Below are 25,702 nucleotides of genomic sequence, written 5' to 3'. Positions count from 1 at the left end.
CATCATGTTACATATTCACCTGCCACCTGCGACTATCGTGCAGCGGCCCCAAACCGTCGGTCGCCGCTAACATATTGTTTCAATGGCGATGTTTCGCCCTGCTATCGTTTCTGGTTCACAAAGGAAGCTCTCCCGGATGCAGTCCGCCTACACCGTCCTCATCCTGCTGACGCTGGTCAGCCTGTCGAAGCTGGTCGGCCGCATGATTCCGCTTCCCTTGCCGCTGGTGCAGATCGCCGCCGGTGCCTTGCTGGCCTTGCCGACACTGGGCCTGCATGTGGCCCTTGACCCCGAACTGTTCCTGTTCCTGTTCTTGCCGCCGCTGCTGTTTGCCGACGGCTGGCGCATCCCCAAGCGGGAGCTGTGGCGCATTCGCGGGCCCGTGGTGGCGCTGGCCGTCGGGCTGGTCCTTTTCACCGTGGTTGGGGCTGGATACTTCATTCACTGGCTGCTGCCGAGCATCCCGTTGCCAGTGGCCTTCGCCCTGGCAGCGGTACTTTCGCCAACCGACGCCGTGGCGGTTTCGGCCATTGCCCAAGACCGCCTGCCCACGCCGCTGATGCACATGCTGCAGGGCGAAGCCCTGATGAACGATGCGTCGGGCCTGGTGACCTTCAAGTTTGCCTTGGCAGCGGCGATTACCGGGGTGTTCTCGCTGACCGATGCAAGCTTCAGTTTTGTCCTGGTCGCGCTTGGCGGTCTGGCGGTGGGTGTGGGCTTGAGCTGGCTGGTCGGCCGCCTGCGCGCCTGGATGATCGCTCGCGGCTGGGACGACCCAGCCACGCATGTGGTGTTCATGCTGCTGTTGCCATTTGCTGCCTATGTGCTGGCCGAGCGTCTTGGCGTGTCGGGCATCCTTTCGGCGGTGGCGGCGGGCATGATGCAGAGCTGGCTCGACCTGCTGCCACGGCAAACCAGCACCCGCCTGCTCAACCGCAGCGTCTGGTCGCTGCTGGAGTTCGCCTTCAACGGCCTGATCTTCCTGCTGTTGGGCCTGCAGTTGCCGGACATCATCAAGGCGGTGGTCAGCCACGAACCCACCGTCTGGCCGACCCTGGCCTACCGCTGCCTGGATGTGGTGGCGATCTTTGCCGCGCTTATCCTGCTGCGTTACATCTGGGTGCAGAGCATCTGGCGCTCGATCGGCGTGGTGCGTCGCTGGCGTGGCAAACCGGCGCTGGTGCTGATGCCTACAGCGCGCTCCTGCTGGCTGCTGACCCTGGGCGGGGTGCGGGGTGCGGTGACCTTGGCAGGTGTGATGTCGGTGCCGTTGCTGATGGGGGCGGGCAAGGCCTTCCCGGAACGTGACTTGTTGATCTTCATTGCCGCCGGGGTGATCCTGCTGTCGTTGATCAGTGCCTGTATCGCGTTGCCGTTGTTGCTGCGCGGGGTGACCAAGAGCCCGGACGAGCGCCTGCGCCAGGAAGTGCAGGAAGCCTGGCGGCGCACGGCCGAAGCGGCGATCCATGCCCTGGAGGCAGAGGAGGTGATCGACAGCAATGCGCCGCAGGACGCCGCGCAGGCGACCTTGGCGACCGAACTGAAAGCGCGGTTGATGGCAGAATACCGGGATGAGCTGGACAGCTACAACGACAGCGCCGAAGCCAAGGCGCTGGCCGAGCAGATGGACCTGCTGGAGCGGCATTTGCGCTTGCGTGCACTGAGGGCGCAGCGGTTGGAGCTATACAACCTGCATCGCCAGCACCTGGTCGGTGATGAAGTGGTGCGCCAGGTCCTGGGGGAGCTGGACATGAGTGAAGCGAACCTTGGGCAAGTCAGGTAGGGCGTCGAAATGGCGAGGATTGCCCGCGCTGACCGAGAGCACGGGCGTTGCCTGGCTTACTTGCAGGCAGGGGAGCCATCGAGGCGCAGCAGGGTTTCGCCCACCTCTATGAAACCGTCGCCGTTCACATCCATCAGTGCCAGGATGGCATCCCTCTCATCGCTACTGTGCAAGTTGTCGAAGCGCTTCTTGAATTCTTCCAGCGAAACCTTGCCGTCGCCGTTGTCGTCCATTTCGAGGAGCCAGCTTTTGGCATCCTGACATATATCGCTGCTGATCCGGGTCATGGGTGTTGCCTCGTCTGCGGTGGAGGAGGCTTAACCTTAAGGTCGGGGTGATTGGGGCGATATTGGCGTATTCAGCCTGGCCGGTAGGGCAATTCGACGGCGTCGATCTGCCCTGCCGGTCGGCAAGGTTTTCAGGACGGCTCAGCGCTTTTGCAAGAACGCGCGAATACGCTCCGCCGCCTCGATGCACTCGGCCAGGGGGGCAACCAGGGCCATGCGCACACGCCCGCTACCGGGGTTCACGCCGTCGACTTCGCGGGACAGGTACGAACCTGGCACCACGGTCACGTGTTCGGCTTCGAACAGGTCACGGGTGAAGGCGGCATCGTCGTTGCCCGGCACCTTGGCCCACAGGTAGAAGCTGCCGTCCGGGCGTTGTACGTCGAGCACCGGTTGCAGGATATCCAGCACGGCATCGTACTTGGCTCGGTACTGGTCGCGGTTGGCGCGCACATGTGCCTCGTCCTGCCAGGCGGCGACGCTGGCCAGTTGGGTCTGCACGGGCATGGCACAGCCGTGGTAGGTCCGGTACAGCAGGAACGGCTTGATGATCTCGGCATCGCCAGCGACGAAGCCCGAGCGCAGGCCCGGCAGGTTGGAGCGCTTGGACAGGCTGTGGAACACCACGCAGCGCTTGAAGTCACTGCGGCCCAGTTCGGCGCAGGCGGTCAGCAGGCCCGGTGGCGGTGCGTCCTCATCGAAGTACAGCTCGCTGTAGCATTCGTCGGCCGCAATCACGAAGTCGTGCTCATCGGCCAGTGCAATCAGCTTTTTCAGGGTGTCCATCGGCACCAGCGCGCCGGTGGGGTTGCCTGGCGAGCACAGGAACAGGACCTGGCAGCGCTTCCATACCTCGGCCGGGACGGCGTCGAAGTCGGGGTTGAAGCCGTTGCTTTCCAGGCACGGCAGGTAGTGCGGGGTGGCACCGGCCAGCAGTGCTGCGCCTTCGTAGATCTGGTAGAACGGGTTGGGGCTGATGACCAGGCCGTCATCGGCACGGTTGACCACGGCCTGGGTGAAGGCGAACAGGGCTTCACGGGTGCCGTTTACCGGCAGGATGTGGCGGTCGGCATCCAGCCAGCCGGCCGGTACGCCAAAGCGCCGTTCGCACCACTGGCCGATAGCCTGGCGCAGGGCCGGCAAGCCGAGGGTGCTGGGGTATACCGCCAGCTTGTCGAGGTTGTCGGCCATGGCCTGGGCGACGAACGCCGGCGATTCGTGCTTCGGCTCACCGATCGACAGGGCGATGGCGCGTTTGTCCGCCGCAGGCTTCACGCTGCCCAGCAGGGCGCGGAGCTTTTCGAACGGGTAAGGCTGAAGCTGGGTCAAGGCATGGTTCATCTGCGCAAGGTCTCGTCAATCGTCTAATCGTTAAAAAGTCACGCGGGTCGGGCTGGTGTCGCTACCTTGGCCGGCCTGTAGCTGCTGCACGATGGCTTCCTGCAGGCGGCTGCACAGCTGCGGGTCCGACAGCGGCTGGTTGTCGGCATCGGTGATGAAGAACACGTCTTCCACCCGCTCACCGAGGGTGGCGATTTTGGCGTTCTGCAACGACAGGTCGAACTCCAGGAAAATCCGCCCCAGCCGGGCCAGCAGACCAGGGCGGTCGGGTGCAGTAATTTCGAGGATGGTCACTGGCCGCTGGGCATCGTTGAGGATGGTCACCTGCGGTGGGAAATCGAAGTGCTTGAGCTGGCGCGGCACTCGGCGCTGGATGATGGTCGGGTAGTCCTCGGGGTTGCGCAGCGCTTCGGTCAGGCCGTCGCGAATCTGCTTTACCCGCTGCGGGTTGTCGCCGATCGAGCCACCGTCGTTGTCCAGCACGATGTAGGTGTCGAGGGTGAACTGGCTGCTCGACGTGATGATGCGCGCATCGTGGATGTTCAGGTTCAGCTGCGACATGGCCGCCACCGTCACGGCGAAGAAATCGTGCTGGTCGGGGGCGTAGATGAAGATCTGCGTGCCGCCTTCGAACTCGCGCTGGGTGGTTTCCTTGATCAGTACCAGCGGCCCACCATCGGCCGGTTGCTGGAGAATTGCATCCGTGTGCCAGGCCACATCGGCGGCGTTGTGCTTGAGGAAGTAGTCGTCACCCAGCTGCGACCACAATTGTTCCACGTCGTCTGGGTCGGTGCCCTCGCGCACCAGGATATCCAGCGCTGATGACTGGGTCTGGCGAATCTGCTCTTCGCGGTCCAGCGGGTTTTCCAGGCCGCGACGCAGGGCGCGCTTGGTCTCGGTGTACAACTGGCGCAGCAGGCTGGCCCGCCATGAGTTCCACAGGCTGGGGTTGGTGGCGTTGATATCGGCCACGGTCAGCACGTACAGGTAATCGAGGCGGGTCTCGTCGCCCACGTGCAGGGCAAAGTCATTGATCACCTGCGGGTCGGACAAGTCCTTGCGCTGGGCAGTGGTCGACATCACCAGGTGGTTTTGCACCAGCCAGACGATCAGGCGGCTGTCCCAGGCCGGCAACTGGTGGCGCTCGCAGAATTTTTGCGCGTCCACCGCGCCGATTTCCGAGTGGTCGCCCTGGCGGCCCTTGCCGATGTCGTGGTACAGGCCGGCCAGGTAGATCAGCTCGGGCTTGGGCAGGCGCCCCATGAGCTTGCTGGCCAGCGGAAATTTTTCGGATACCGGCGTGTATTGCAGCTTGCGCAGGTGCTTGATGAGGTTGAGGGTGTGCGCATCGACTGTGTAGATGTGGAACAGGTCATGCTGCATCTGCCCGACGATCAAGCCAAACTCCGGCAGGTAGCGGCCAAGGATGCCGTAGCGGTTCATCCGCCGCAGGTTGCGGTGAATGCCGATTTCGCACTTGAACAGCTCGATGAACAGGCTGGTGTTGCGGATATCGGTGCGGAACGTGTCGTCGATCAGGTGCCGGTGCTCGCGCAGCAGGCGCACGGTATCGGCACGTACGCCCTTGATTTCCGGGCGCTGGGCCATGAGCACGAAAATTTCCAGCATGGCGAACGGCGTGCGCTTGAACACGTTCGGGTTGGCCGCTTCTATATAGCCGTCATGCAGGCGGAAGCGCGCATTGAGCGGCTGGGTGCTGCCACTTTCCTCGTCGGCGAGGATGACCTCTTCGAAGTGCTGGACGATCAGGTCGCACAGCTGGCTGATGCTCATCACCACCCGGTAATACTGCTGCATGAACTGCTCGATCGCCCGCTTGGGGTTGTCGTCGCCGTAGCCCAGCAGTGTGGCCAGGCTGCGCTGGTGGTCGAACAGCAAGCGGTCTTCGGCGCGTCCGGCAAGCATGTGCAGGGCGTAGCGCACCTTCCACAAAAAGTCCTGGGACGAGGCCAGCAGTTCATTCTCGCTTTCCAGCAAGAAACCCTCGCCGGCCAGCGCATGCAGGTTCAGGGTGCCGTATTGGCGGCGGGCCACCCACAGCACCGTCTGGATGTCGCGCAGGCCACCTGGCGACCCTTTGACGTTGGGTTCCAGGTTGTACTCGGTATCGTTGTACTTGTGGTGGCGGGCCTTGAGCTCGGCGCGCTTGGCCAGGAAGAACTCCTTGCTCGGCCACATGTGCGCGGTGCTGGTCACCTCCAGCATGCGCTGGCGCAGGGCCTCTGGGCCGCAGATGGTGCGGCTTTCCATCAGGTTGGTGATGACCGTCAGGTCGGCGCGGGCCTGTTCGGCGCATTCGTCGACGGTGCGCACGCTTTGGCCCACTTCCAGGCCGATGTCCCACAGCAAGGTAAGGAAGCGTTCGATAGCGTCGCGGTACTGCTCGTGCTCGGCAGCGCCCAGCAGTATCAGCAGGTCGATGTCCGAGTGCGGGTGCAGCTCACCGCGCCCGTAACCGCCTACCGCGACCAAGGCGATGCCGCTTTGGTCGCCCCAGTCGAACTGGTTCCACGCCTGTTGCAGGATGTTGTCGACGAGCCAGGCGCGGGCTTCGATCAGTGGGCGGATTTCGCTACCAGCACGAAAACGCTTGTCGAGCACCTCGCCGGCCAGACGGATGGCTTTCTTGAAGGCGGCGATAGGGCTCGCCTTGAGGGCCAGTTCCGCCTGGAACTGGCCACGGTCGAACAGCTCGGGATCCACCTGGGGCATCGCGTCACATTCCTGTCGTGGGGTGGCCTGTGGGGGGCGAGGTCAGGCCGAAGTGCGCGGGATGGTGTCGTCCTTGCGCAGGGTGAAAATCTCGTAGCCGGTCGCGGTCACCACCAGGGTGTGTTCCCACTGGGCTGAAAGCTTGCGATCCTTGGTAATGGCAGTCCAGCCGTCGCCCAGCACCTTGGTGTCGGCCTTGCCCTGGTTGATCATCGGCTCGATGGTGAAGGTCATGCCTTCTTTAAGCTCCATGCCGGTGCCGGCGCGGCCGTAGTGCAGGATCTGCGGCTCTTCGTGGAACACCTTGCCGATGCCGTGGCCGCAGAACTCGCGCACCACGGAGAAGCCGTTCTTTTCCGCGTGCTTCTGGATCACTTCGCCGATATCGCCCAGGCGGCAGCCCGGCTTGACCAGCTCGATGGCCTTGTACATGCACTCCTGGGTAACCTTGGACAGGCGCTCGGCCCATACCGGCACGTTACCGACGTGGAACATGCGGCTGGTATCGCCGTGGTAGCCGTCCTTGATCACGGTGACGTCGATGTTCAGCGTGTCACCGTCCTTGAGCGGTTTGTCGTTGGGGATGCCATGGCAGACCACATGGTTGATCGAGGTGCAGATCGACTTCGGGTAGCCCTTGTAGTTGAGCGGCGCCGGGATGGCCTGCTGGACGTTGACGATATAGTCATGGCACAGGCGGTCGAGCTCTTCGGTGGTAACACCGGGCTTGACGTGTTCCTCGATCATTTCCAGCACGTCGGCGGCCAGGCGGCCGGCGATGCGCATCTTCTCGATGTCTTCTGCGGTCTTGATGTTGACGGTCATTACAGGCTCTCTACAGCGCCGCATGCGGCGCGAACAAACGGGAAAGGCCGGATTCTAGCAGAGCAGGGCGGCATTCTGTCGGGATAAAGGCGGCCATGCTGCTCTCTACAGGAGGCATTTTGGCCTGTTTGACGGGGCGCTGCAAAAACCGCTGACGGACGCGACCTCATCCGGGTTTCGTTCGCTCGCGGTCTGTGGTATAACATGCGCCGCTTTCGGGGACGACCCCGTCAGCTTAAACCCACACACGTGTCGACACGATGACCTGGGTGCCCCGGATTCTCGAATTTGCGGGTTGGTCATTGGGACGCGTGGAGGCCCAACCCGACTTATCAAGGAACTATCATGTCCCAAGTCAATATGCGCGATATGCTGAAGGCCGGTGTGCACTTCGGCCACCAGACCCGTTACTGGAACCCGAAAATGGGCAAGTACATTTTCGGCGCGCGTAACAAGATCCACATCATCAACCTGGAAAAAACCCTGCCAATGTTCAACGACGCTCTGGCGTTCGTAGAGCGTCTGGCTCAGGGCAAGAACAAGATCATGTTCGTCGGCACCAAGCGTTCCGCCGGCAAGATCGTCGCCGAGCAAGCTGCTCGCGCTGGTTCGCCATACGTTGATCACCGCTGGTTGGGCGGCATGCTGACCAACTACAAAACCATCCGCGCTTCGATCAAGCGTCTGCGCGACCTGGAAACCCAGGCCGAAGACGGCACCTTTGCCAAGCTGACCAAGAAAGAAGCCCTGATGCGTTCGCGCGATCTGGAAAAGCTGGACCGCAGCCTGGGTGGTATCAAGGACATGGGCGGTCTGCCTGATGCCCTGTTCGTGATCGACGTTGATCACGAGCGCATTGCTATCACCGAAGCAAACAAGCTGGGCATCCCGGTTATCGGCGTTGTCGATACCAACAGCAGCCCGGAAGGTGTTGACTACATCATCCCAGGCAACGACGACGCCATCCGCGCCATCGAGCTGTACATGACTTCGATGGCTGACGCCATCATCCGCGGCCGCAACAACGTTGCTGGCGGCACCGAAGTCTATGTTGAAGAAGCGGCTGCACCTGCTGCTGAGTAATAGGCGCTAGCGTCTACTTGGCACGCAAAAAGGGGGCTCTGCCCCCTTTTTGCCACCTTGAAATCCTGCTGTCAGCATCGGCCCCGCATCATGGGCGTGCTGAAATGAAAACAGCGGATTAGCAGAATTGAACGCCCGTGATCAACGGGTGGAATGGTTGAAAAACTTTCCAAGAGGATTTTGAAATGGCAGCAATTACTGCAGCGCTGGTAAAAGAACTGCGCGAGCGTACCGGCGAAGGCATGATGGATTGCAAAAAGGCCCTGGAAAAGGCCGGCGGCGACATCGAAAAAGCCATTGACGACATGCGTGCCTCGGGCGCCATCAAGGCCGCCAAAAAGGCTGGCAACGTCGCTGCTGAAGGCGCTATCGCCGTCAAGACCGACGGTAAATCCGCCGTCCTGCTGGAAGTGAACTCGCAGACCGACTTCCTGGCCCTGCAAGACGACTTCAAGAACTTCGTTGCCGAAAGCCTCGAAGAAGCCTTCGCCCAGAAGCTGACCGATGCTGCTCCGCTGATCGCCTCGCGTGAAGCTGCTCGTGAAGCCCTGGTTGCCAAGTGCGGCGAGAACGTCAACATCCGTCGCCTGGTGCGCGTTGAAGGTGACGTTGTCGGTGCCTACCTGCACGGCAACAAGATCGGCGCTGTCGTCGTTCTGAAAGGCGGTGACGTAGAGCTGGCGAAAAACATCGCCATGCACGTTGCAGCGTCGAACCCTGAGTTCCTGGATTCGTCGGAAATCTCCGCCGAGGCCATCGAGCGCGAGAAGGGTGTCTTCCTGCAGCTGAACGCCGACAAGATCGCCGGCAAGCCGGAAAACATCGTTGAAAACATGATCAACGGCCGTATCACCAAGTTCAAGGCCGAAGCCTCGCTGAAAGAGCAAGCCTTCGTCATGAACCCAGAAGTCAAGGTTGGTGAACTGGCCAAGAAAGCCGGTGCTGAAATCGTTTCCTTCACCTACTTCAAAGTAGGCGAAGGCATCGAGAAGCCAGTCGACGACTTCGCTGCTGAAGTTGCCGCTCAGGTAGCTGCTGCCAAGCAGTAAGACAGCCTCGTCTGTCGCCCCAAAGAGGCTGCCCGCTCACGCGCGCAGCCTCTTTGTCAAAACGGCAAAGGGTTTATAAGGCCCGCCGCCGCTGGCGCCAAAACGGTGCCACGCTACAGTTAGCAGGCTGCAAACAGCCCGCATGAATTTTCTAAAAGTACGCCGCAGGAGAGACTCGCAATGGCTCAGCAGGTGAGTGGTCGCCAACCTCGCTATAAACGCATTTTGCTCAAACTTAGCGGCGAGGCCCTGATGGGCTCGGAAGACTTCGGGATCGACCCGAAAGTGCTGGATCGTATGGCCCTTGAAGTTGGCCAGTTGGTAGGGATCGGTGTCCAGGTCGGCCTGGTGATCGGCGGTGGCAACCTGTTCCGCGGTGCCGCGCTCAGCGCAGCCGGCATGGACCGTGTCACCGGTGACCACATGGGCATGCTGGCCACCGTGATGAACGCCCTGGCCATGCGCGACGCGCTGGAGCGCTCGAACATCCCGGCCCTGGTCATGTCGGCCATTTCCATGGTCGGTGTCACCGATCATTACGATCGTCGCAAAGCTATTCGCCACCTCAACTCCGGGGATGTGGTAATTTTCTCCGCCGGTACTGGCAACCCGTTCTTCACCACCGACTCCGCAGCCTGCCTGCGTGCCATCGAAATCGATGCCGATGTGGTGCTGAAGGCGACCAAGGTCGATGGTGTGTACACTGCCGATCCATTCAAGGACCCGCACGCCGAGAAGTTCGATCACCTGACCTACGACGAGGTCCTGGATCGCAAGCTGGGTGTGATGGACCTGACTGCAATCGTTCTGTGTCGCGACCACGGGATGCCATTGCGGGTATTCAACATGAACAAGCCTGGCGCCCTGCTGAACATCGTGGTGGGTGGCGCTGAAGGTACTCTGATCGAGGAAGGCCAAGCATGATCAACGACATCAAGAAAGACGCGCAGGAGCGCATGACCAAGTCCCTCGAGGCCCTGGGCCGCAACCTGGCGGCAATCCGCACTGGTCGCGCGCACCCAAGCATCCTGGATACCGTCAAGGTCACTGCCTGGGGCAGCGAAATGCCGCTGAACCAGGTTGCCGCGATCACCGTCGAAGATGCTCGCACCCTGAAGATCGTCGCTCACGACAAGAACCTCAGCGCTGCCATCGAGAAGGCCATCCTTACCTCCGACCTGGGCCTGAACCCATCCAGCGCCGGTACCACCATTCGTGTGCCGATGCCGGCCCTGACCGAGGAAACCCGCAAGGGCTACACCAAGCAGGCCAGCGGTGTGGCCGAGGACGCCAAGGTAGCTGTGCGCAACGTGCGCCGCGACGCCCTGGCTGACCTGAAGAAGCTGACCAAGGACAAGGAAATCAGTGAAGACGAAGAACGTCGCGCCGCTGATGAGATCCAGAAGCTGACCGACAAGTTCGTTGCCGAAGTCGATGCTGCCTTCAAAGCCAAGGAAAAGGACCTGATGGCCGTTTAAGGCCGGGGTTTTTTAATGGAAAAGACCAAGCCAGCGGTGCCGTCCTCGGTGCCGCGTCATGTCGCGATCATCATGGATGGCAACAACCGCTGGGCGAAGAAACGCCTGCTGCCCGGCGTTGCCGGGCACAAGGCGGGTGTCGACGCCGTTCGCGCGGTCATCGAAGTCTGTGCCAAGTCCGGGGTCGAGGTGCTGACCCTGTTCGCCTTCTCCAGCGAAAACTGGCAGCGCCCCGCCGAAGAAGTGGGTGCGCTGATGGAGTTGTTTTTCTCGGCCCTGCGCCGTGAGGCCAAGCGCCTCAATGAAAACAACATCAGCCTGCGCATCATCGGTGACCGTTCGCGTTTCCACCCTGAGCTGCAGGCTGCCATGCGCGAAGCCGAGGCAGTGACCGCCGGTAACAATCGCTTCATCCTGCAGATTGCAGCCAACTACGGTGGCCAGTGGGACATCGCCCAGGCCGCCCAGCGGCTGGCGCGGGAAGTGCAAGCTGGGCACCTGCGCCCGGAAGACATCACCCCGGGCCTTTTGCAGGCCTGCCTGGCAACCGGCGAGCTGCCATTGCCGGACTTGTGCATCCGCACCGGTGGCGAGCACCGCATCAGTAATTTCCTGCTGTGGCAGCTGGCCTATGCCGAGTTGTATTTCTCCGACCTGTACTGGCCGGACTTCAAACACGAGGCCATGCGCAATGCCCTGGCCGATTTCGCTTCGCGCCAGCGCCGCTTTGGTAAGACCAGCGAGCAGGTCGAGGCTGGAGCTCGTGCTTAATGCTTAAACAACGCATCATTACTGCGCTGATCCTGCTGCCGATCGCGCTGGGCGGTTTCTTCCTGCTCAACGGTGGCGATTTCGCCCTGTTCATCGGCTTCGTGGTGACCCTCGGTGCCTGGGAGTGGGCGCGCCTTGCCGGGCTGATGGCCCAGCCGCTGCGTATTGCCTATGCCGCGGTGGTCGCCGGGGCGCTGATGCTGCTGTACATCCTTCCAGAGCTGGCGCCCTGGGTGCTGGGCGCCGCGGTGATCTGGTGGGGGCTGGCAACCTGGCTGGTGCTGACCTATCCGCGCAGCAGCGAGCTGTGGGCCAGTGCTGCCTGCCGGCTGCTGATCGGCCTGCTGGTGCTGCTGCCCGCCTGGCAGGGGCTGGTGCTGCTCAAGCACTGGCCGCTGGGCAACGGGTTGATCCTGTCGGTCATGGTGCTGGTGTGGGCTGCCGACATTGGCGCGTACTTCTCTGGGCGGGCGTTCGGCAAGCGCAAGCTGGCCCCGCAAGTCAGCCCGGGCAAGAGCTGGGAGGGCGTGTACGGTGGTCTGGCGGTCAGCCTGCTGATTACCCTGGGTGTCGGCATCAGCCGCGACTGGAGCTTTGGTCAGGTCCTGCTCGGCCTGCTGGGCGCCGCGCTGCTGGTCATGGCCTCGGTAGTCGGTGACCTGACCGAAAGCATGTTCAAGCGCCGCTCCGGCATCAAGGACAGCAGCAACCTGCTGCCCGGCCACGGTGGCGTGCTTGATCGCATCGACAGCCTGACTGCGGCAATCCCGATTTTTGCGGTGCTGTTGTGGGCTGCCGAATGGGGTGTGATGTGAGTCGCCCGCAGCGTATTACCGTGCTCGGGGCCACTGGCTCCATCGGCCTGAGCACGCTGGATGTGATCGCGCGGCACCCTGATCGCTATCAGGCGTTTGCCCTCAGTGGCTATTCGCGCGTCGACGAGCTGTTGGCGCTGTGCGTGCGTCATCGCCCGGCGTTCGCCGTGGTGCCGAGCGCCGAGGCAGCCGCAAGGCTGCGCGCAAGCCTGGCTGCAGCCGGCTGCGCCACCGAGGTGCTGGAAGGCGAGGCCGGGCTGTGCCAGGTGGCGTCGGCAGCGGAAGTGGATGCAGTGATGGCGGCCATTGTCGGTGCCGCCGGCCTGCGCCCTACGCTGGCGGCTGTCGAGGCTGGCAAGAAGGTATTGCTGGCCAACAAGGAAGCGCTGGTGATGTCGGGCGCGCTGTTCATGGAGGCAGTGCGGCGCAGTGGCGCCGTGTTGCTGCCGATCGACAGTGAGCACAACGCGATCTTTCAGTGCATGCCTGGCGACTACGCCCGAGGCTTGAGTGCCGTTGGTGTGCGCCGGATCCTGCTGACCGCTTCCGGTGGTCCGTTCCGCGAGACGCCGGTCGAGGCGTTGTTGGACGTGACCCCGGAACAAGCCTGCGCGCACCCTAACTGGTCCATGGGGCGCAAGATTTCCGTGGATTCGGCCAGCATGATGAACAAGGGGCTCGAACTGATCGAAGCCTGCTGGCTGTTCGATGCTGCGCCGGCCAAGGTCGAGGTGGTGGTGCACCCGCAGAGCGTGATCCACTCGCTGGTCGACTATGTGGACGGGTCGGTGCTCGCGCAACTGGGCAACCCGGACATGCGCACACCGATCGCCAATGCCTTGGCCTGGCCTGAACGGATCGACTCCGGGGTCGCGCCGCTGGACCTGTTCGCCATCGCCCGTCTGGATTTCCAGGCGCCCGACGAACAACGCTTCCCTTGCCTGCGCCTGGCGCGGCAGGCTGCCGAGGCCGGCAATAGCGCGCCCGCCGTGCTCAATGCGGCCAACGAAGTGGCGGTCGAGGCATTTCTTGAGCGGCGTATCCGCTTCCCGGAGATCGCGGGTATGATCGAACAGGTACTCGACCAGGAGCCCGTCGTGCCGCTGCCGTCGCTGGACGCGGTGTTTGCCGCCGATCAGCGTGCCCGGGAGCTTTCCCGTGAGTGGCTGAGGCGTCACGGTCGCTGATGCAGGCTCGCCACGGTTCGTGAGGGGGCTGGGCGTGACACCGGCCCGCTGAACATCATTCGGAGATGGACATGACAGCGCTCTACATGATTATCGGCACCCTTGTGGCCTTGGGGGTGCTGGTCACTTTCCACGAATTCGGCCACTTCTGGGTGGCGCGCCGCTGTGGCGTCAAGGTGTTGCGTTTTTCGGTGGGCTTCGGCACGCCGCTGCTGCGTTGGCATGACCGCCACGGCACCGAGTTCGTGGTTGCGGCTATCCCGTTGGGGGGCTACGTCAAGATGCTCGACGAGCGCGAAGGCGATGTGCCGCCAGCGCTGGCTGGGCAATCGTTCAATCGCAAGTCGGTACGCCAGCGTATCGCGATCGTCGCGGCAGGCCCGATTGCCAACTTTCTGCTGGCTATCCTGTTTTTCTGGGTGCTGGCGATGCTGGGTACCCAGCAGGTCCGTCCGGTAATCGGTGCGGTCGATAGTGGCAGCCTGGCAGCATCGGCCGGTCTGACCGCAGGTCAGGAAATCGTTTCTATCGATGGCAAAGCGACCAACGGTTGGTCAGCGGTCAATCTGCAACTGGTTCGTCGCCTGGGTGAGAGCGGTACGTTGCAGGTTGGCGTGCTTGAAGAGGGCGCCAGCGCTGAGCGCCAACTGCAGGTCAAGCTGGACAGCTGGCTCAAGGGCGCTGACGAGCCGGACCCGATCCAGTCTCTGGGGCTGCACCCTTGGCGCCCGGCGATCACGCCAGTGCTTGCCGAGATCGATCCGAAGGGGCCGGCAGCCGCTGCGGGCCTGAAAACCGGTGACAAGTTGCTGGCTGTCGATGGCCAGGCCGTCACTGAATGGCAGCAAGTAGTCGACAGTGTTCGCGCCCGCCCAGATGCCAAAGTAGTGGTGCGTGTGGAGCGCGACGGTGCGGCCCTGGAGCTGCCGGTGACCCTGGCCCGCAAGGGCGAGGGCAAGGCAGTTGGTGGCTATCTGGGTGCCGGGGTAAAAGGTGGCGAATGGCCTGCCAACATGCTCCGCGAAGTCAGCTACGGCCCGCTGGATGCGGTGGGTGAGGGCTTGTCGCGCACCTGGAACATGAGCGTCCTGACCCTTGAATCGCTGAAGAAAATGCTGTTCGGGGAGCTCTCGGTAAAAAACTTGAGTGGACCGATAACCATTGCTAAAGTGGCGGGCGCTTCAGCCCAGTCCGGCGTGGGGGATTTCCTGAATTTCCTGGCCTACCTGAGCATAAGCCTGGGGGTTCTTAACCTGCTGCCCATTCCAGTACTGGATGGGGGGCATTTGCTGTTTTACCTGGTCGAGTGGGCGCGCGGTCGTCCGCTATCCGATCGGGTGCAAGGTTGGGGGGTCCAGATCGGTATCAGTTTGGTCATAGGGGTGATGTTGCTCGCCCTGATCAACGATCTGGGTCGACTATAAAAGCTTCGCTCAATTGCGAACCTGCCGTTTTGTGGCGGTAGGTTGTTTATTGCCAGTTGGAATAAAAGGACTTCATGAAACGTCTGCTGCTAACTGCGGTCATGTCCGCACTGATGATCGCTGAAGTTCACGCCGAGTCCTTCACCATCTCCGATATTCGCGTCAACGGCCTGCAGCGGGTTTCCGCCGGCAGTGTGTTCGGTGCCCTGCCGCTGAACGTCGGCGACCAGGCCGATGACCGCCGCTTGGTGGACTCGACCCGTTCCCTGTTCAAGACCGGGTTCTTCCAGGACATCCAGTTGAACCGCGATGGCAATGTGCTGATCATCAACGTGGTCGAGCGCCCGTCGGTGTCGAGCATCGAGATCGAAGGCAACAAGGCGATCAGCACCGAAGACCTGATGAAGGGCCTGAAGCAATCGGGCCTGGCCGAGGGCGAAATCTTCCAGCGTGCCACCCTCGAAGGTGTGCGTAACGAGCTGCAGCGCCAGTACGTGGCCCAGGGCCGCTACTCGGCCGAGGTCGACGCCGAAGTGGTGCCGCAGCCGCGCAACCGTGTGGCGCTGAAGATCAAGATCAACGAAGGCACCGTCGCCGCCATCCAGCACATCAACATCGTTGGCAACAACGTGTTCGATGATGAAACCCTGGGGCAGCTGTTCGAGCTGAAGACCACCAACTGGCTGTCGTTCTTCAAGAACGATGACAAGTACGCCCGTGAAAAACTCTCCGGTGACCTGGAGCGCCTGCGTTCCTACTACCTGGACCGCGGCTACATCAACATGGACATCGCCTCCACCCAGGTGTCCATCACGCCGGACAAGAAGCACGTCTACATCACCGTCAACATCAACGAAGGCGAGAAGTACACCGTTCGCGACGTGAAGCTGTCCGGTGACCTCAAGGTGCCGGAAGACCAGGTCAAGTCGCTGCTGCTGGTGCAGCCAGGCCAGGTATTCTCGCGCAAGGTGATGACCACCACCTCCGAGCTGATCACCCGCCGCCTGGGTAACGAAGGCTACACCTTCGCCAACGTCAACGGCGTGCCACAGCCGAACGACCAGGACCACACGGTCGACATCATGTTCGTGGTCGACCCGGGCAAGCGTGCCTACGTCAACCGCATCAACTACCGCGGCAACACCAAGACCGAAGACGAAGTGCTGCGCCGCGAAATGCGCCAGATGGAAGGCGGGTGGGCGTCGACCTACCTGATCGACCAGTCCAAGACCCGTCTGGAGCGCCTGGGCTTCTTCAAGGAAGTCAACGTAGAGACCCCACCGGTGCCGGGCACCGACGACCAGGTCGACGTCAACTACAGCGTCGAAGAGCAGGCCTCCGGCTCGATCACCGCCAGCGTCGGTTTCGCCCAGAGCGCCGGCCTGATCCTCGGTGGTTCGATCAGCCAGAGCAACTTCCTCGGTACCGGTAACAAAGTATCCGTCGGCCTGACCCGTTCGGAATACCAGACCCGCTACAACTTCGGCTTCGTTGATCCCTACTTCACTGCCGATGGCGTCAGCCTGGGCTACAACGCCTTCTACCGCAGCACCGACTACGACGACCTCGACGTCGACGTGGCCAGCTATGCGGTCGACAGCTACGGTGCCGGCGTGAGCCTGGGCTACCCGATCAGCGAAACCTCGCGCCTGACCTACGGCCTGAGCGTGCAGCAGGACAAGATCAAGACCGGTAAGTACACCGTTGACGAGATCTTCGATTTCCTCGACCAGGAAGGCGACAACTTCCTGAACTTCAAGGCTTCGATCGGTTGGTCCGAATCGACCTTGAACAAAGGCGTGCTGGCCACCCGTGGTCACTCGCAAAGCCTGACCCTGGAATCCACCATTCCGGGCAGCGACCTGTCGTTCTTCAAGCTCGACTACCGTGGGCAGCTGTTTCAGCCGATCAGCAACGACTACACCCTGCGCCTGCACACCGAACTGGGCTATGGTGATGGTTATGGCAGTACATCGGGCCTGCCGTTCTACGAGAACTACTTCGCAGGTGGCTTCAACTCTGTCCGTGGCTTCAAGGACAGCAGCCTGGGCCCGCGCAGTACCCCGAGCCGTGGCGCGGATGATCCTAACGGCAAACCCGGTACCATCCGTGACCCGGACCAGGATCCGCTGCCGTTCGGTGGCAACGTGCTGGTTCAAGGTGGCGTCGAATTGCTGTTCCCGCTGCCGTTCGTCAAGGATCAGCGTTCGCTGCGCACGTCCGTGTTCTGGGACGTGGGTAACGTGTTCGACACCAATTGCGGCAACAAACCTGATTGCGAGAAGGTCGGCTTCTCGGGCATGGCCAGTTCGGTCGGCCTGGGTGTCACCTGGATTACCGCACTGGGCCCGCTGAGCTTCAGCCTGGCAATGCCGGTCAAGAAGCCGGACGATGCCGATACCCAGGTGTTCCAATTCTCTCTGGGCCAGACCTTCTAAGGTCGGCCCCTGCTTAATGACAACGGTTTATCCAGGAGTGCATCGTGCGTAAATTGGCTCAACTGGCCGTAGTGGCCGCGGCGCTGGTCGCCACCCCGGCTTTCGCCGAAATGAAGGTAGCCGTGCTGAACTATCAGATGGCCCTGCTCGAGTCGGATGCCGCCAAGAAGTACGCGGTCGATGCCGAGAAGAAGTTCGGCCCGCAACTGACCAAGCTGAAAAGCCTGGAAAGCAGCGCCAAGGGCATCCAGGACCGCCTGATCAAGGGCGGTGACAAGATGCAGCAGCAGGAGCGTGAGCGCCTGGAGCTCGAGTTCAAGCAAAAGGCCCGCGACTTCCAGTTCCAGTCCAAGGAGCTGAACGAAGCCAAGGCCGTCGCTGACCGCGATATGCTCAAGCAGCTGAAGCCGAAGCTGGATGGCGCCGTCGAGGAAGTGATCAAGAAAGGCGGTTTCGACCTCGTTCTCGAGCGTGGTGCGGTCATCGATGTCAAACCTCAGTACGACATCACCCGCCAGGTCATCGAGCGCATGAACCAAGCCCGTTGATATGAGTGTGACCATGACGCTAGGCCAACTGGCCGAGGCCCTCGGTGCCACCCTCAAGGGGCCCGAGGCGCTGCAGATTACCGGGCTGGCCACCTTGCAAGAGGCTGGCCCCGGTCAGTTGAGCTTCCTCGCCAACCCGCAGTACCGCAAGTACCTGGATAACTGCCAGGCGGGTGCGGTATTGCTCAAGGCCGCGGATGCCGAGAGTTTCGCTGGCAATGCCCTGATCGTGGCCGACCCCTACCAGGCGTATGCGCGTATTTCCCACCTGTTCGACCCTAAACCCAAGGCTGTGGCGGGAATCCATCCCAGCGCCGTGGTGGCTGAGGACGCGCAGGTAGACGCCAGCGCCAGCATCGGGCCGTTCGCGGTCATCGAAAGTGGTGCACGTATCGAGGCTGATGTCAGCATCGGCGCACATTGCTTCGTCGGTGCGCGTTGCGTTGTAGGTGAGGGCGGCTGGCTGGCGCCGCGGGTTACGTTGTATCACGACGTCACCATCGGCAAGCGTGTGGTCATCCAGTCGGGTGCTGTGATCGGCGGCGAAGGCTTCGGTTTTGCCAATGAGAAGGGCATCTGGCGCAAGATTGCCCAGATTGGTGGCGTCACCATTGGTGATGACGTGGAAATCGGCGTCAATACTGCCGTTGACCGTGGTGCGCTGTCCGACACGCGGATCGGGGACGGGGTCAAGCTCGACAACCAGATCCAGATCGCCCACAACGTGCAGATCGGTGACCACACGGCTATGGCCGCTTGCGTAGGCATCTCCGGCAGTACACGCATCGGCAAGCATTGCATGCTGGCCGGCGGCGTGGGCCTGGTGGGGCACATCGATATTTGCGATAACGTATTTGTTTCCGGGATGACAATGGTAACCCGTTCGATCACCGAACCCGGTTCCTATTCATCCGGCACAGCCATGCAGCCTCTGGCTGACTGGCGCAAGAGCGCTGCGCGTATCCGCCAGCTGGATGACATGGCCAAACGTCTTCAGCAGCTGGAAAAACGCGTCGATACCGTGACCTCAGGTGGCCTGCCGACATCAGAAGGCTGATACCATTCCCTGAGCAAGAGTGAACAGTCGCTAGCTGGCTCCTCTTTGGATTGCAAAAGGAGCGTGTGGTCAGCACCTGCGCTCCCTATTCTTATTACAGGCTTCCCCCCCGAAATGATGGACATCAACGAGATTCGCGAATACCTGCCTCACCGCTACCCGTTCCTGCTGGTGGATCGTGTGACGGATCTGGACTTCGAGGCCCAGAGCATTCGTGCCTACAAGAATGTCAGCATCAACGAGCCGTTTTTCAATGGCCACTTCCCGGCGCACCCGATCATGCCGGGCGTCCTGATCATCGAAGCCATGGCCCAGGCGGCCGGCATCCTTGGTTTCAAGATGCTCGATGCCAAGCCGGCCGATGGCACCCTGTACTATTTCGTCGGTTCCGACAAACTGCGTTTCCGTCAGCCGGTACTGCCGGGTGACCAGCTGGTGCTGGAAGCCAAGTTCCTCAGCCGCAAAAGCATGATCTGGAAGTTCGAATGCCGCGCCCTGGTCGATGGCAAACCGGTTTGCTCGGCAGAAATCACCTGCGCGGAACGCTCCCTATGAATTCGATTGATCCTCGGGCCATTATCGATCCGTCGGCCAAGCTGGCCGATGGGGTCGAGGTCGGCCCTTGGTCGATCGTTGGCCCTGATGTAGAAATCGGGGAGGGCACCGTTATCGGCCCGCATGTTGTGCTCAAGGGGCCGACCCGTATTGGCAAGCACAACCGTATCTTTCAGTTTTCCTCGATCGGTGAAGACACCCCGGACCTCAAGTACAAGGGGGAGCCGACGCGCCTGGTGATTGGCGATCACAATGTGATCCGCGAAGGGGTGACCATCCACCGTGGTACTGTTCAGGACCGCGCGGAGACCACCGTGGGTGACCACAACCTGATCATGGCCTACGCCCACATTGGCCACGACAGCGTCATCGGCAACCACTGCATCCTGGTCAACAACACGGCGCTGGCCGGTCATGTGCATGTGGGTGACTGGGCGATCCTGTCCGGCTACACCCTGGTTCACCAGTACTGCCACATTGGCGCCCACGCGTTTTCCGGCATGGGTACGGCGATTGGCAAGGATGTTCCGGCTTTCGTGACCGTGTTCGGCAGCCCGGCCGAAGCCCGCAGCATGAACTTCGAGGGCATGCGCCGCCGTGGTTTCAGCGACGAGGTGATCCACGTGCTGCGTCGTTGCTACAAGATTGTCTACCGTCAGGGCCTGACCGTCGAAGACGCGCTCAAGGAACTGGCCGAGCCGGCCGCGCAACATCCTGAGGTCGAGCTGTTCCGTCAGTCGATCGTGAGCTCCGCCCGCGGTATTACACGCTGATATGGCCCAGCTTTGCGTAGCGCTGGTCGCCGGTGAGGCCAGCGGCGATATTCTGGGTTCAGGCTTGATGCGTGCCCTCAAGGCACGTCACCCTGATGTACGTTTTATCGGCGTCGGCGGCCCTTTGATGGAAGCCGAAGGCCTGCAATCCTATTTCCCCATGGAGCGCCTGGCCGTCATGGGCCTGGTCGAAGTACTGGGGCGCCTGCGCGAGCTGCTCAAGCGCCGCAAGCTATTGATCCAGACGTTGATCGACGAAAAACCCGACGTTTTCATCGGTATCGACGCCCCGGACTTCACCCTCAATATCGAACTGAAACTGCGTCAGGCCGGCATCAAGACCGTGCACTACGTCAGCCCATCAGTGTGGGCCTGGCGGCAGAAGCGTGTGCTGAAGATTCGCGAAGGTTGCGACCTGATGCTGACGCTGTTGCCGTTTGAGGCGCGCTTCTACGAAGAGCAAGGTGTACCGGTGCGCTTTGTCGGCCACCCGCTGGCCGACACCATCCCGCTTGAAGCTGACCGCTCGGTCGCGCGTGCCGCACTGGGCCTGGGCGAAGGGCCGATAGTGGCGCTGATGCCCGGTAGCCGGGGTGGTGAAGTAGGGCGCTTGGGCGCGTTATTCCTCGATGCAGCCGAGCACCTGTGTCAGCAGGTGCCGGGTGTGCGCTTTGTGCTGCCCTGTGCCAACGCTGCGCGGCGTGCCCAGGTCGAGCACATGCTTGAAGGGCGCCAGCTGCCGCTGACCTTGCTCGATGGCCAGTCGCACCAAGCCCTGGCGGCCTGTGACGCGGTGTTGATCGCTTCGGGCACCGCGACCCTCGAAGCGCTGCTGTACAAGCGGCCGATGGTGGTGGCGTACCGCCTGGCACCGTTGACCTACTGGATTCTCAAGCGCCTGGTGAAAAGCCCCTACGTGTCGTTGCCGAACCTGCTGGCCCAGCGCGAGCTGGTGCCCGAGCTGCTGCAGGACCAAGCCACCAGCCAAGCGTTGGCCAACACCCTTGCGCCGCTGGTGCGCGATGGTAGCCAACAGACCGAACGTTTCGACGAAATTCACCGCACCCTGCGCCGTGACGCCTCCAACCAGGCGGCCGAGGCGGTACTGGCCCTGCTCAAGGACCGCTGACATGCAAATTGGACTGGACTTCAACCTGGTCGAAGACCTGGTTGCCGGCGTTGACGAAGTGGGCCGTGGCCCGCTGTGCGGCGCAGTGGTTACGGCGGCAGTGATCCTCGACCCTGCGCGACCGATTCTTGGCCTGAACGATTCGAAGAAACTCACTGAGGCCAAACGCGAGGCGCTGTTCGACGAGATCTGCGAAAAGGCCCTGAGCTTCTGCATCGCCCGCGCCGAGGTCGAGGAAATCGACCGCCTGAATATCCTGCAAGCCACCATGCTGGCCATGCAACGTGCGGTGGAAGGCCTGCACATTACCCCCAAGCTGGCCTTGATCGATGGCAACCGCTGCCCGAAGCTGGCCGTGCCGGCGTCGCCTGTGGTCAAGGGCGATAGCCAGGTGCCGGCCATTGCGGCGGCATCGATCCTGGCCAAAGTAACCCGTGATCGGGAAATGAGCGCATTCGAACTGATCTACCCAGGGTATGGCATCGGCGGGCACAAGGGTTACCCGACTCCCGTGCACCTTGAGGCGCTCGCGCGCCTGGGGCCTACGCCCATTCATCGGCGTTCGTTTGCCCCGGTGCGGGCGGCGTGGGAAGCGCGTGAAGGCGTCACCGATTCCCTGATCTGACCTGCCAGGGCCGCTTCGCGGGCTTGCCCGCTGCCGCAGGTGCGGCGTCGCTGCTGATGGCAGCAAACTCTCGGTGGGAGCGGGGGTGCCCGCGGAGGGCTGCGACGCAGCCCCAAATCCCCTCCCCATTTAAGCTACAATCCCGCCCTTGTCGTTAAGCACTGCTACAGGATCTTCCATGTCGGTTCCCTTCGTTCACCTGCGCGTCCACTCCGAATTCTCGCTGGTCGACGGTCTGGTGCGGATCAAACCGCTGGCCAAGGCGCTGGCCGGGATGAACATGCCAGCGGTGGCGATCACCGACCAGAGCAACATGTGCTCGCTGGTGAAGTTCTACAAAACGGCCATGGGCGCCGGCATCAAACCGATCTGCGGTGCCGACCTGTGGCTGGCCGGTGCCGACCCGGAAGCCCCGCTGTCGCGCATTTGCTTCCTGGCCATGAACCCCCAGGGCTATCGCAACCTCACCGAATTGATCTCGCGGGGCTGGACCGACGGCCAGCGAAACGGCCTGGTCATCCTCCAGCGTGAATGGATCGCCCCCGCCAGCGAAGGCCTGATTGCCCTGTCTGCGGGCAAGGAAGGCGACATCGGCATGGCCTTGCTCAATGGTCGAGACGATGAAGCCCAAGCCCTGCTGCAAGACTGGATGGGCATGTTCCCCGAGCGCTTCTATGTAGAAGTACAGCGCACCAATCGCGCCCGCGACGAAGAATACGTGCACGCTGCGGTAGCCCTGGCCGACAAGTTTGGCGCGCCGCTGGTGGCCACCAACGACGTGCGTTTCATCAAGCAGTCGGACTTCGACGCCCACGAAACCCGTGTATGCATCGGCGAAGGCTGGACCCTCGACGACCCACGCCGCCCGCGTGGCTACAGCGACCAGCAGTACCTGAAGTCGGCCGAGGAAATGGCCGAGTTGTTCAGCGACCTGCCCGACGCCATCGCCAACACGGTCGAAATCGCCAAGCGCTGCAACATCCAGGTGCAGTTGGGCAAATACTTCCTGCCTGACTTCCCGACGCCCAACGGCATGGGCATCGACGATTACCTGCGGCATGTGTCCTACGAGGGCCTTGAAGAGCGCCTGGCGGTGCTGTGGCCGAAAGACACCACGCCCAATTACGAAGAGAAGCGCCAGGTTTACCTCGACCGCCTGAAGTTCGAGCTGGATATCATCATCCAGATGGGCTTCCCCGGTTACTTCCTGATCGTCATGGACTTCATCAAGTGGGCCAAGAACAACGATGTGCCGGTCGGCCCGGGGCGGGGGTCGGGTGCCGGCTCGCTGGTGGCCTACGTACTGAAGATCACCGACCTTGACCCGCTGGCCTATGACCTGCTGTTCGAGCGCTTCCTGAACCCTGAACGTGTTTCCATGCCCGACTTCGACGTCGACTTCTGCATGGACGGCCGCGACCGGGTCATCGACTACGTGGCCGAGGCCTACGGCCGTAACGCGGTAAGCCAGATCATCACCTTCGGTACCATGGCCGCCAAGGCGGTGGTGCGTGACGTGGCGCGGGTGCAGGGCAAGTCCTACGGCCTGGCCGATCGCCTGTCGAAGATGATCCCGTTCGAAGTGGGCATGACCCTGGAGAAGGCCTACGAGCAGGAAGAAATCCTGCGCGACTTCCTCAAAAGCGACGAAGACGGCCGCGAAATCTGGGACATGGCCCTGAAGCTGGAAGGTGTGACCCGGGGTACCGGCAAGCACGCCGGTGGTGTGGTTATCGCGCCGACCAAGCTTACCGATTTTTCGCCGATCGCTTGTGATGAAGAAGGCGGTGGCCTGGTCACCCAGTTCGACAAGGATGACGTCGAGGCCGCCGGCCTGGTGAAGTTCGACTTCCTCGGCCTGCGTACCCTGACCATCATCAAGTGGGCGATGGAGATCATCAACCGCGAGCAGGCCAAGAACAACCTGCCCGACTTGAACATCGACTTCATCCCGCTGGATGACCGCAAGACCTACGAGCTGTTGCAGAAGGCCGAAACCACGGCCGTGTTCCAGCTTGAATCGCGGGGCATGAAGGAGCTGATCAAGAAGCTCAAGCCCGACTGCCTGGAAGACCTCATCGCACTGGTGGCACTGTTCCGCCCCGGCCCGCTGCAATCGGGCATGGTGGACGACTTCATCAACCGCAAGCACGGCCGCGCCGAGCTGGCCTACCCACATGCGGACTACCAGTACGAAGGCCTCAAGCCGGTACTGGCGCCCACCTACGGCATCATCCTGTACCAGGAACAGGTGATGCAGATCGCCCAGGTGATGGCAGGCTATACCCTGGGCGGCGCCGACATGCTGCGCCGGGCGATGGGTAAGAAAAAGCCCGAGGAAATGGCCAAGCAGCGCGGTGGTTTCATCGAAGGTTGCGTGGCCAACAATATCGATGCGGACCTGGCTGGTAACATCTTCGACCTGGTAGAAAAGTTCGCCGGTTACGGTTTCAACAAATCTCACTCCGCAGCCTATGGCCTGGTGTCTTACCAGACCGCCTGGCTGAAAACCCACTACCCGGCGCCATTCATGGCTGCGGTACTGTCGGCGGATATGCACAACACCGACAAGGTGGTGGTGCTGGTAGAAGAAGTTCGCAGCATGAAGTTGCGTCTGGACGCGCCAGATGTGAACTTCTCCGACTTCAAGTTCACCGTCAACAACGACGGCCGTATCGTCTACGGCCTGGGTGCCATCAAGGGCGTCGGCGAAGGGCCGGTGGAAGCAATCGTCGAGGCCCGTGCCCAGGGCGGCCCGTTCAAGGACCTGTTCGACTTCTGTGACCGCATCGATCTCAAACGGGTGAACAAGCGTACCCTCGATGCGCTGGTGCGCAGCGGCGCGCTGGACCGGCTGGGCCCGCACTTCCATGACGAGATAAAGGCCTACCAGGCCAACATCGACATCAACCGTGCGACCTTGCTCTCGGCGCTGGGTGAGGCCATCAAGGCTGCCGAGCAAGCGGCCCACACCGCTGACAGCGGTCACGTCGATCTGTTCGGCAGCATGTTCGACGAGGCGCAAGTCGACGTCTATGCCAACCACCGCAAGGTCCGCGAGCTGACCCTCAAGGAGCGCTTGAAGGGCGAAAAAGACACCCTTGGCCTGTACCTGACCGGTCACCCGATCGACGAGTACGAGACCGAGATCCGCCGCTTCGCCCGCCAGCGCATCATCGACCTCAAGCCGTCGCGCGAAACCCAGACCATCGCCGGCATGATCATCGCCTTGCGGGTGATGAAGAACAAAAAGGGCGACAAGATGGGCTTCGTTACCCTGGATGACCGCTCCGGGCGCATAGAGGCTTCCCTGTTCGCAGATGCCTACATCGCGGCACAGTCCTTGCTGCAGGCCGATGCCATGGTGGTGGTCGAAGGCGAGGTCAGCAACGACGACTTCTCCGGCGGCCTGCGCCTGCGGGTTAAGCAGGTCATGACCATGGAAGACGCACGCACCAAGCTGGCCGAGAGCCTGCGCCTGAAAGTGGCGCACGATGCCCTGAAGGGCGACCGGCTGAAGTGGCTGGGTGAGCTGATCACCCGCCATCGCGGTGCTTGCCCGATCACCCTGGAGTACACCGGCAGCGACGCCAAGGCCATGTTGCAGTTCGGCGAGCAGTGGGCGATCGACCCGGCCGACGGGCTGATTCAGGCGCTGCGTGACCAGTTCGGGCGTGAGAACGTCTTCCTGCAATATCGTTGAACCGACAAAACATTTAATCTCGACCTGAATGCGCCTGATCCCTTAAGGTATGGCGCCAAACGGATCAACCGGCCGGCCGCCTGGCCGTAGACCCAAGA

General features: G+C 61.9%; 21 protein-coding genes. 17 read left to right on the top strand and 4 right to left on the bottom strand.

The features are described 5' to 3' along the window. Positions 1-136 precede the first annotated feature (136 nt). Complete coding sequence (locus Q9451_RS24680) at positions 137-1,783, top strand: Na+/H+ antiporter (protein ID WP_012270829.1); 1,647 nt, start codon at positions 137-139, stop codon at positions 1,781-1,783. A gap of 56 nt (positions 1,784-1,839) precedes the next feature. Here Q9451_RS24680 and Q9451_RS24675 read toward each other — a convergent pair whose 3' ends face one another. The 4 genes from Q9451_RS24675 to map all read right to left on the bottom strand — a co-directional run bounded on the left by Q9451_RS24675 (position 1,840) and on the right by map (position 6,969). Continuing rightward, positions 1,840-2,070, bottom strand: coding sequence for a calcium-binding EF-hand-containing protein (locus Q9451_RS24675; RefSeq protein WP_012270830.1), 231 nt, complete (start codon positions 2,068-2,070; stop codon positions 1,840-1,842). A 141-nt stretch (positions 2,071-2,211) separates the two neighbouring features. After that, entirely contained in the window at positions 2,212-3,411 is a 1,200-nt protein-coding gene (dapC, locus tag Q9451_RS24670; RefSeq protein ID WP_012270831.1) for a succinyldiaminopimelate transaminase, read from the bottom strand. A gap of 30 nt (positions 3,412-3,441) precedes the next feature. Next, positions 3,442-6,144, bottom strand: coding sequence for a [protein-PII] uridylyltransferase (locus Q9451_RS24665; protein ID WP_012270832.1), 2,703 nt, complete (start codon positions 6,142-6,144; stop codon positions 3,442-3,444). Positions 6,145-6,186: 42 nt separating this feature from the next. Next, complete coding sequence (map, locus tag Q9451_RS24660; RefSeq protein ID WP_012270833.1) at positions 6,187-6,969, bottom strand: type I methionyl aminopeptidase; 783 nt, start codon at positions 6,967-6,969, stop codon at positions 6,187-6,189. A 345-nt stretch (positions 6,970-7,314) separates the two neighbouring features. Between map and rpsB the strand changes: the two genes are divergently transcribed. The 16 genes from rpsB (at position 7,315) to dnaE (ending at position 25,604) form a co-directional block, all read left to right on the top strand. Next, positions 7,315-8,052: a 30S ribosomal protein S2 gene (rpsB, locus tag Q9451_RS24655; RefSeq protein WP_012270834.1), complete on the top strand. Its 738-nt coding sequence runs from the start codon at positions 7,315-7,317 to the stop codon at positions 8,050-8,052. Positions 8,053-8,237: 185 nt separating this feature from the next. Beyond that, positions 8,238-9,101, top strand: coding sequence for a translation elongation factor Ts (tsf, locus tag Q9451_RS24650; RefSeq protein WP_012270835.1), 864 nt, complete (start codon positions 8,238-8,240; stop codon positions 9,099-9,101). A 180-nt stretch (positions 9,102-9,281) separates the two neighbouring features. Then, positions 9,282-10,025, top strand: coding sequence for a UMP kinase (pyrH, locus tag Q9451_RS24645; RefSeq protein ID WP_345960799.1), 744 nt, complete (start codon positions 9,282-9,284; stop codon positions 10,023-10,025). Continuing rightward, positions 10,022-10,579: a ribosome recycling factor gene (gene frr, locus Q9451_RS24640; RefSeq protein ID WP_012270837.1), complete on the top strand. Its 558-nt coding sequence runs from the start codon at positions 10,022-10,024 to the stop codon at positions 10,577-10,579. Before pyrH ends, frr begins: the two co-directional genes overlap by 4 nt. Positions 10,580-10,594: 15 nt before the next feature. Further along, positions 10,595-11,350, top strand: coding sequence for a polyprenyl diphosphate synthase (gene uppS / locus Q9451_RS24635; protein ID WP_012270838.1), 756 nt, complete (start codon positions 10,595-10,597; stop codon positions 11,348-11,350). Continuing rightward, positions 11,350-12,165, top strand: coding sequence for a phosphatidate cytidylyltransferase (locus Q9451_RS24630; protein ID WP_012270839.1), 816 nt, complete (start codon positions 11,350-11,352; stop codon positions 12,163-12,165). The genes uppS and Q9451_RS24630 overlap by 1 nt, the downstream gene beginning before the upstream one ends. Next, a complete protein-coding gene (gene ispC, locus Q9451_RS24625) occupies positions 12,162-13,352 on the top strand; it encodes a 1-deoxy-D-xylulose-5-phosphate reductoisomerase (protein ID WP_012270840.1) in 1,191 nt (396 codons plus the stop codon). The genes Q9451_RS24630 and ispC overlap by 4 nt, the downstream gene beginning before the upstream one ends. A gap of 71 nt (positions 13,353-13,423) precedes the next feature. After that, the gene (gene rseP, locus Q9451_RS24620) at positions 13,424-14,776 is read left to right on the top strand and encodes an RIP metalloprotease RseP (protein ID WP_012270841.1); all 1,353 of its coding nucleotides are present in this window, start codon (positions 13,424-13,426) and stop codon (positions 14,774-14,776) included. A 74-nt stretch (positions 14,777-14,850) separates the two neighbouring features. Next, positions 14,851-17,214 carry an outer membrane protein assembly factor BamA gene (bamA, locus tag Q9451_RS24615; protein ID WP_012270842.1) on the top strand — a complete coding sequence of 788 codons (2,364 nt, stop codon included), beginning with the start codon at positions 14,851-14,853 and terminating at the stop codon, positions 17,212-17,214. Positions 17,215-17,258: 44 nt separating this feature from the next. After that, positions 17,259-17,762, top strand: a complete 504-nt coding sequence (locus Q9451_RS24610) for an OmpH family outer membrane protein (RefSeq protein ID WP_012270843.1) — start codon at positions 17,259-17,261, stop codon at positions 17,760-17,762. 1 nt (position 17,763) lies between these two features. Beyond that, the gene (lpxD, locus tag Q9451_RS24605) at positions 17,764-18,819 is read left to right on the top strand and encodes a UDP-3-O-(3-hydroxymyristoyl)glucosamine N-acyltransferase (RefSeq protein WP_012270844.1); all 1,056 of its coding nucleotides are present in this window, start codon (positions 17,764-17,766) and stop codon (positions 18,817-18,819) included. Between the two features lie 114 nt (positions 18,820-18,933). Beyond that, complete coding sequence (fabZ, locus tag Q9451_RS24600) at positions 18,934-19,374, top strand: 3-hydroxyacyl-ACP dehydratase FabZ (protein ID WP_003252314.1); 441 nt, start codon at positions 18,934-18,936, stop codon at positions 19,372-19,374. Next, positions 19,371-20,147 (top strand): acyl-ACP--UDP-N-acetylglucosamine O-acyltransferase, encoded by a 777-nt coding sequence (lpxA, locus tag Q9451_RS24595; RefSeq protein ID WP_012270845.1) that lies wholly within the window; start codon positions 19,371-19,373, stop codon positions 20,145-20,147. The genes fabZ and lpxA overlap by 4 nt, the downstream gene beginning before the upstream one ends. A 1-nt stretch (position 20,148) precedes the next feature. Next, positions 20,149-21,276, top strand: a complete 1,128-nt coding sequence (gene lpxB, locus Q9451_RS24590; RefSeq protein WP_012270846.1) for a lipid-A-disaccharide synthase — start codon at positions 20,149-20,151, stop codon at positions 21,274-21,276. A 1-nt stretch (position 21,277) separates the two neighbouring features. After that, a complete protein-coding gene (rnhB, locus tag Q9451_RS24585) occupies positions 21,278-21,901 on the top strand; it encodes a ribonuclease HII (protein ID WP_012270847.1) in 624 nt (207 codons plus the stop codon). 178 nt (positions 21,902-22,079) lie between these two features. Further along, a complete protein-coding gene (gene dnaE, locus Q9451_RS24580) occupies positions 22,080-25,604 on the top strand; it encodes a DNA polymerase III subunit alpha (protein ID WP_012270848.1) in 3,525 nt (1,174 codons plus the stop codon). Positions 25,605-25,702 lie beyond the last annotated feature (98 nt).

Source organism: Pseudomonas sp. NY8896 (assembly GCF_039634505.1).
Note: the sequence above shows the minus strand (reverse complement) of the source record. Positions and strands in the feature narration are given on the sequence as shown.

Coding starts and splice junctions, on each gene's coding strand:
- tsf (WP_012270835.1), top strand. CDS start 8,238: ATGGCAGCAATTACTGCAGCGCTGGTAAAAGAACTGCGCGAGCGTACC.
- fabZ (WP_003252314.1), top strand. CDS start 18,934: ATGATGGACATCAACGAGATTCGCGAATACCTGCCTCACCGCTACCCG.
- frr (WP_012270837.1), top strand. CDS start 10,022: ATGATCAACGACATCAAGAAAGACGCGCAGGAGCGCATGACCAAGTCC.
- uppS (WP_012270838.1), top strand. CDS start 10,595: ATGGAAAAGACCAAGCCAGCGGTGCCGTCCTCGGTGCCGCGTCATGTC.
- dnaE (WP_012270848.1), top strand. CDS start 22,080: ATGTCGGTTCCCTTCGTTCACCTGCGCGTCCACTCCGAATTCTCGCTG.
- Q9451_RS24675 (WP_012270830.1), bottom strand. CDS start 2,070: ATGACCCGGATCAGCAGCGATATATGTCAGGATGCCAAAAGCTGGCTC.
- lpxA (WP_012270845.1), top strand. CDS start 19,371: ATGAATTCGATTGATCCTCGGGCCATTATCGATCCGTCGGCCAAGCTG.
- rseP (WP_012270841.1), top strand. CDS start 13,424: ATGACAGCGCTCTACATGATTATCGGCACCCTTGTGGCCTTGGGGGTG.
- bamA (WP_012270842.1), top strand. CDS start 14,851: ATGAAACGTCTGCTGCTAACTGCGGTCATGTCCGCACTGATGATCGCT.
- lpxD (WP_012270844.1), top strand. CDS start 17,764: ATGAGTGTGACCATGACGCTAGGCCAACTGGCCGAGGCCCTCGGTGCC.
- rnhB (WP_012270847.1), top strand. CDS start 21,278: ATGCAAATTGGACTGGACTTCAACCTGGTCGAAGACCTGGTTGCCGGC.
- map (WP_012270833.1), bottom strand. CDS start 6,969: ATGACCGTCAACATCAAGACCGCAGAAGACATCGAGAAGATGCGCATC.
- pyrH (WP_345960799.1), top strand. CDS start 9,282: ATGGCTCAGCAGGTGAGTGGTCGCCAACCTCGCTATAAACGCATTTTG.
- rpsB (WP_012270834.1), top strand. CDS start 7,315: ATGTCCCAAGTCAATATGCGCGATATGCTGAAGGCCGGTGTGCACTTC.
- Q9451_RS24665 (WP_012270832.1), bottom strand. CDS start 6,144: ATGCCCCAGGTGGATCCCGAGCTGTTCGACCGTGGCCAGTTCCAGGCG.
- dapC (WP_012270831.1), bottom strand. CDS start 3,411: ATGAACCATGCCTTGACCCAGCTTCAGCCTTACCCGTTCGAAAAGCTC.
- lpxB (WP_012270846.1), top strand. CDS start 20,149: ATGGCCCAGCTTTGCGTAGCGCTGGTCGCCGGTGAGGCCAGCGGCGAT.
- Q9451_RS24630 (WP_012270839.1), top strand. CDS start 11,350: ATGCTTAAACAACGCATCATTACTGCGCTGATCCTGCTGCCGATCGCG.
- Q9451_RS24680 (WP_012270829.1), top strand. CDS start 137: ATGCAGTCCGCCTACACCGTCCTCATCCTGCTGACGCTGGTCAGCCTG.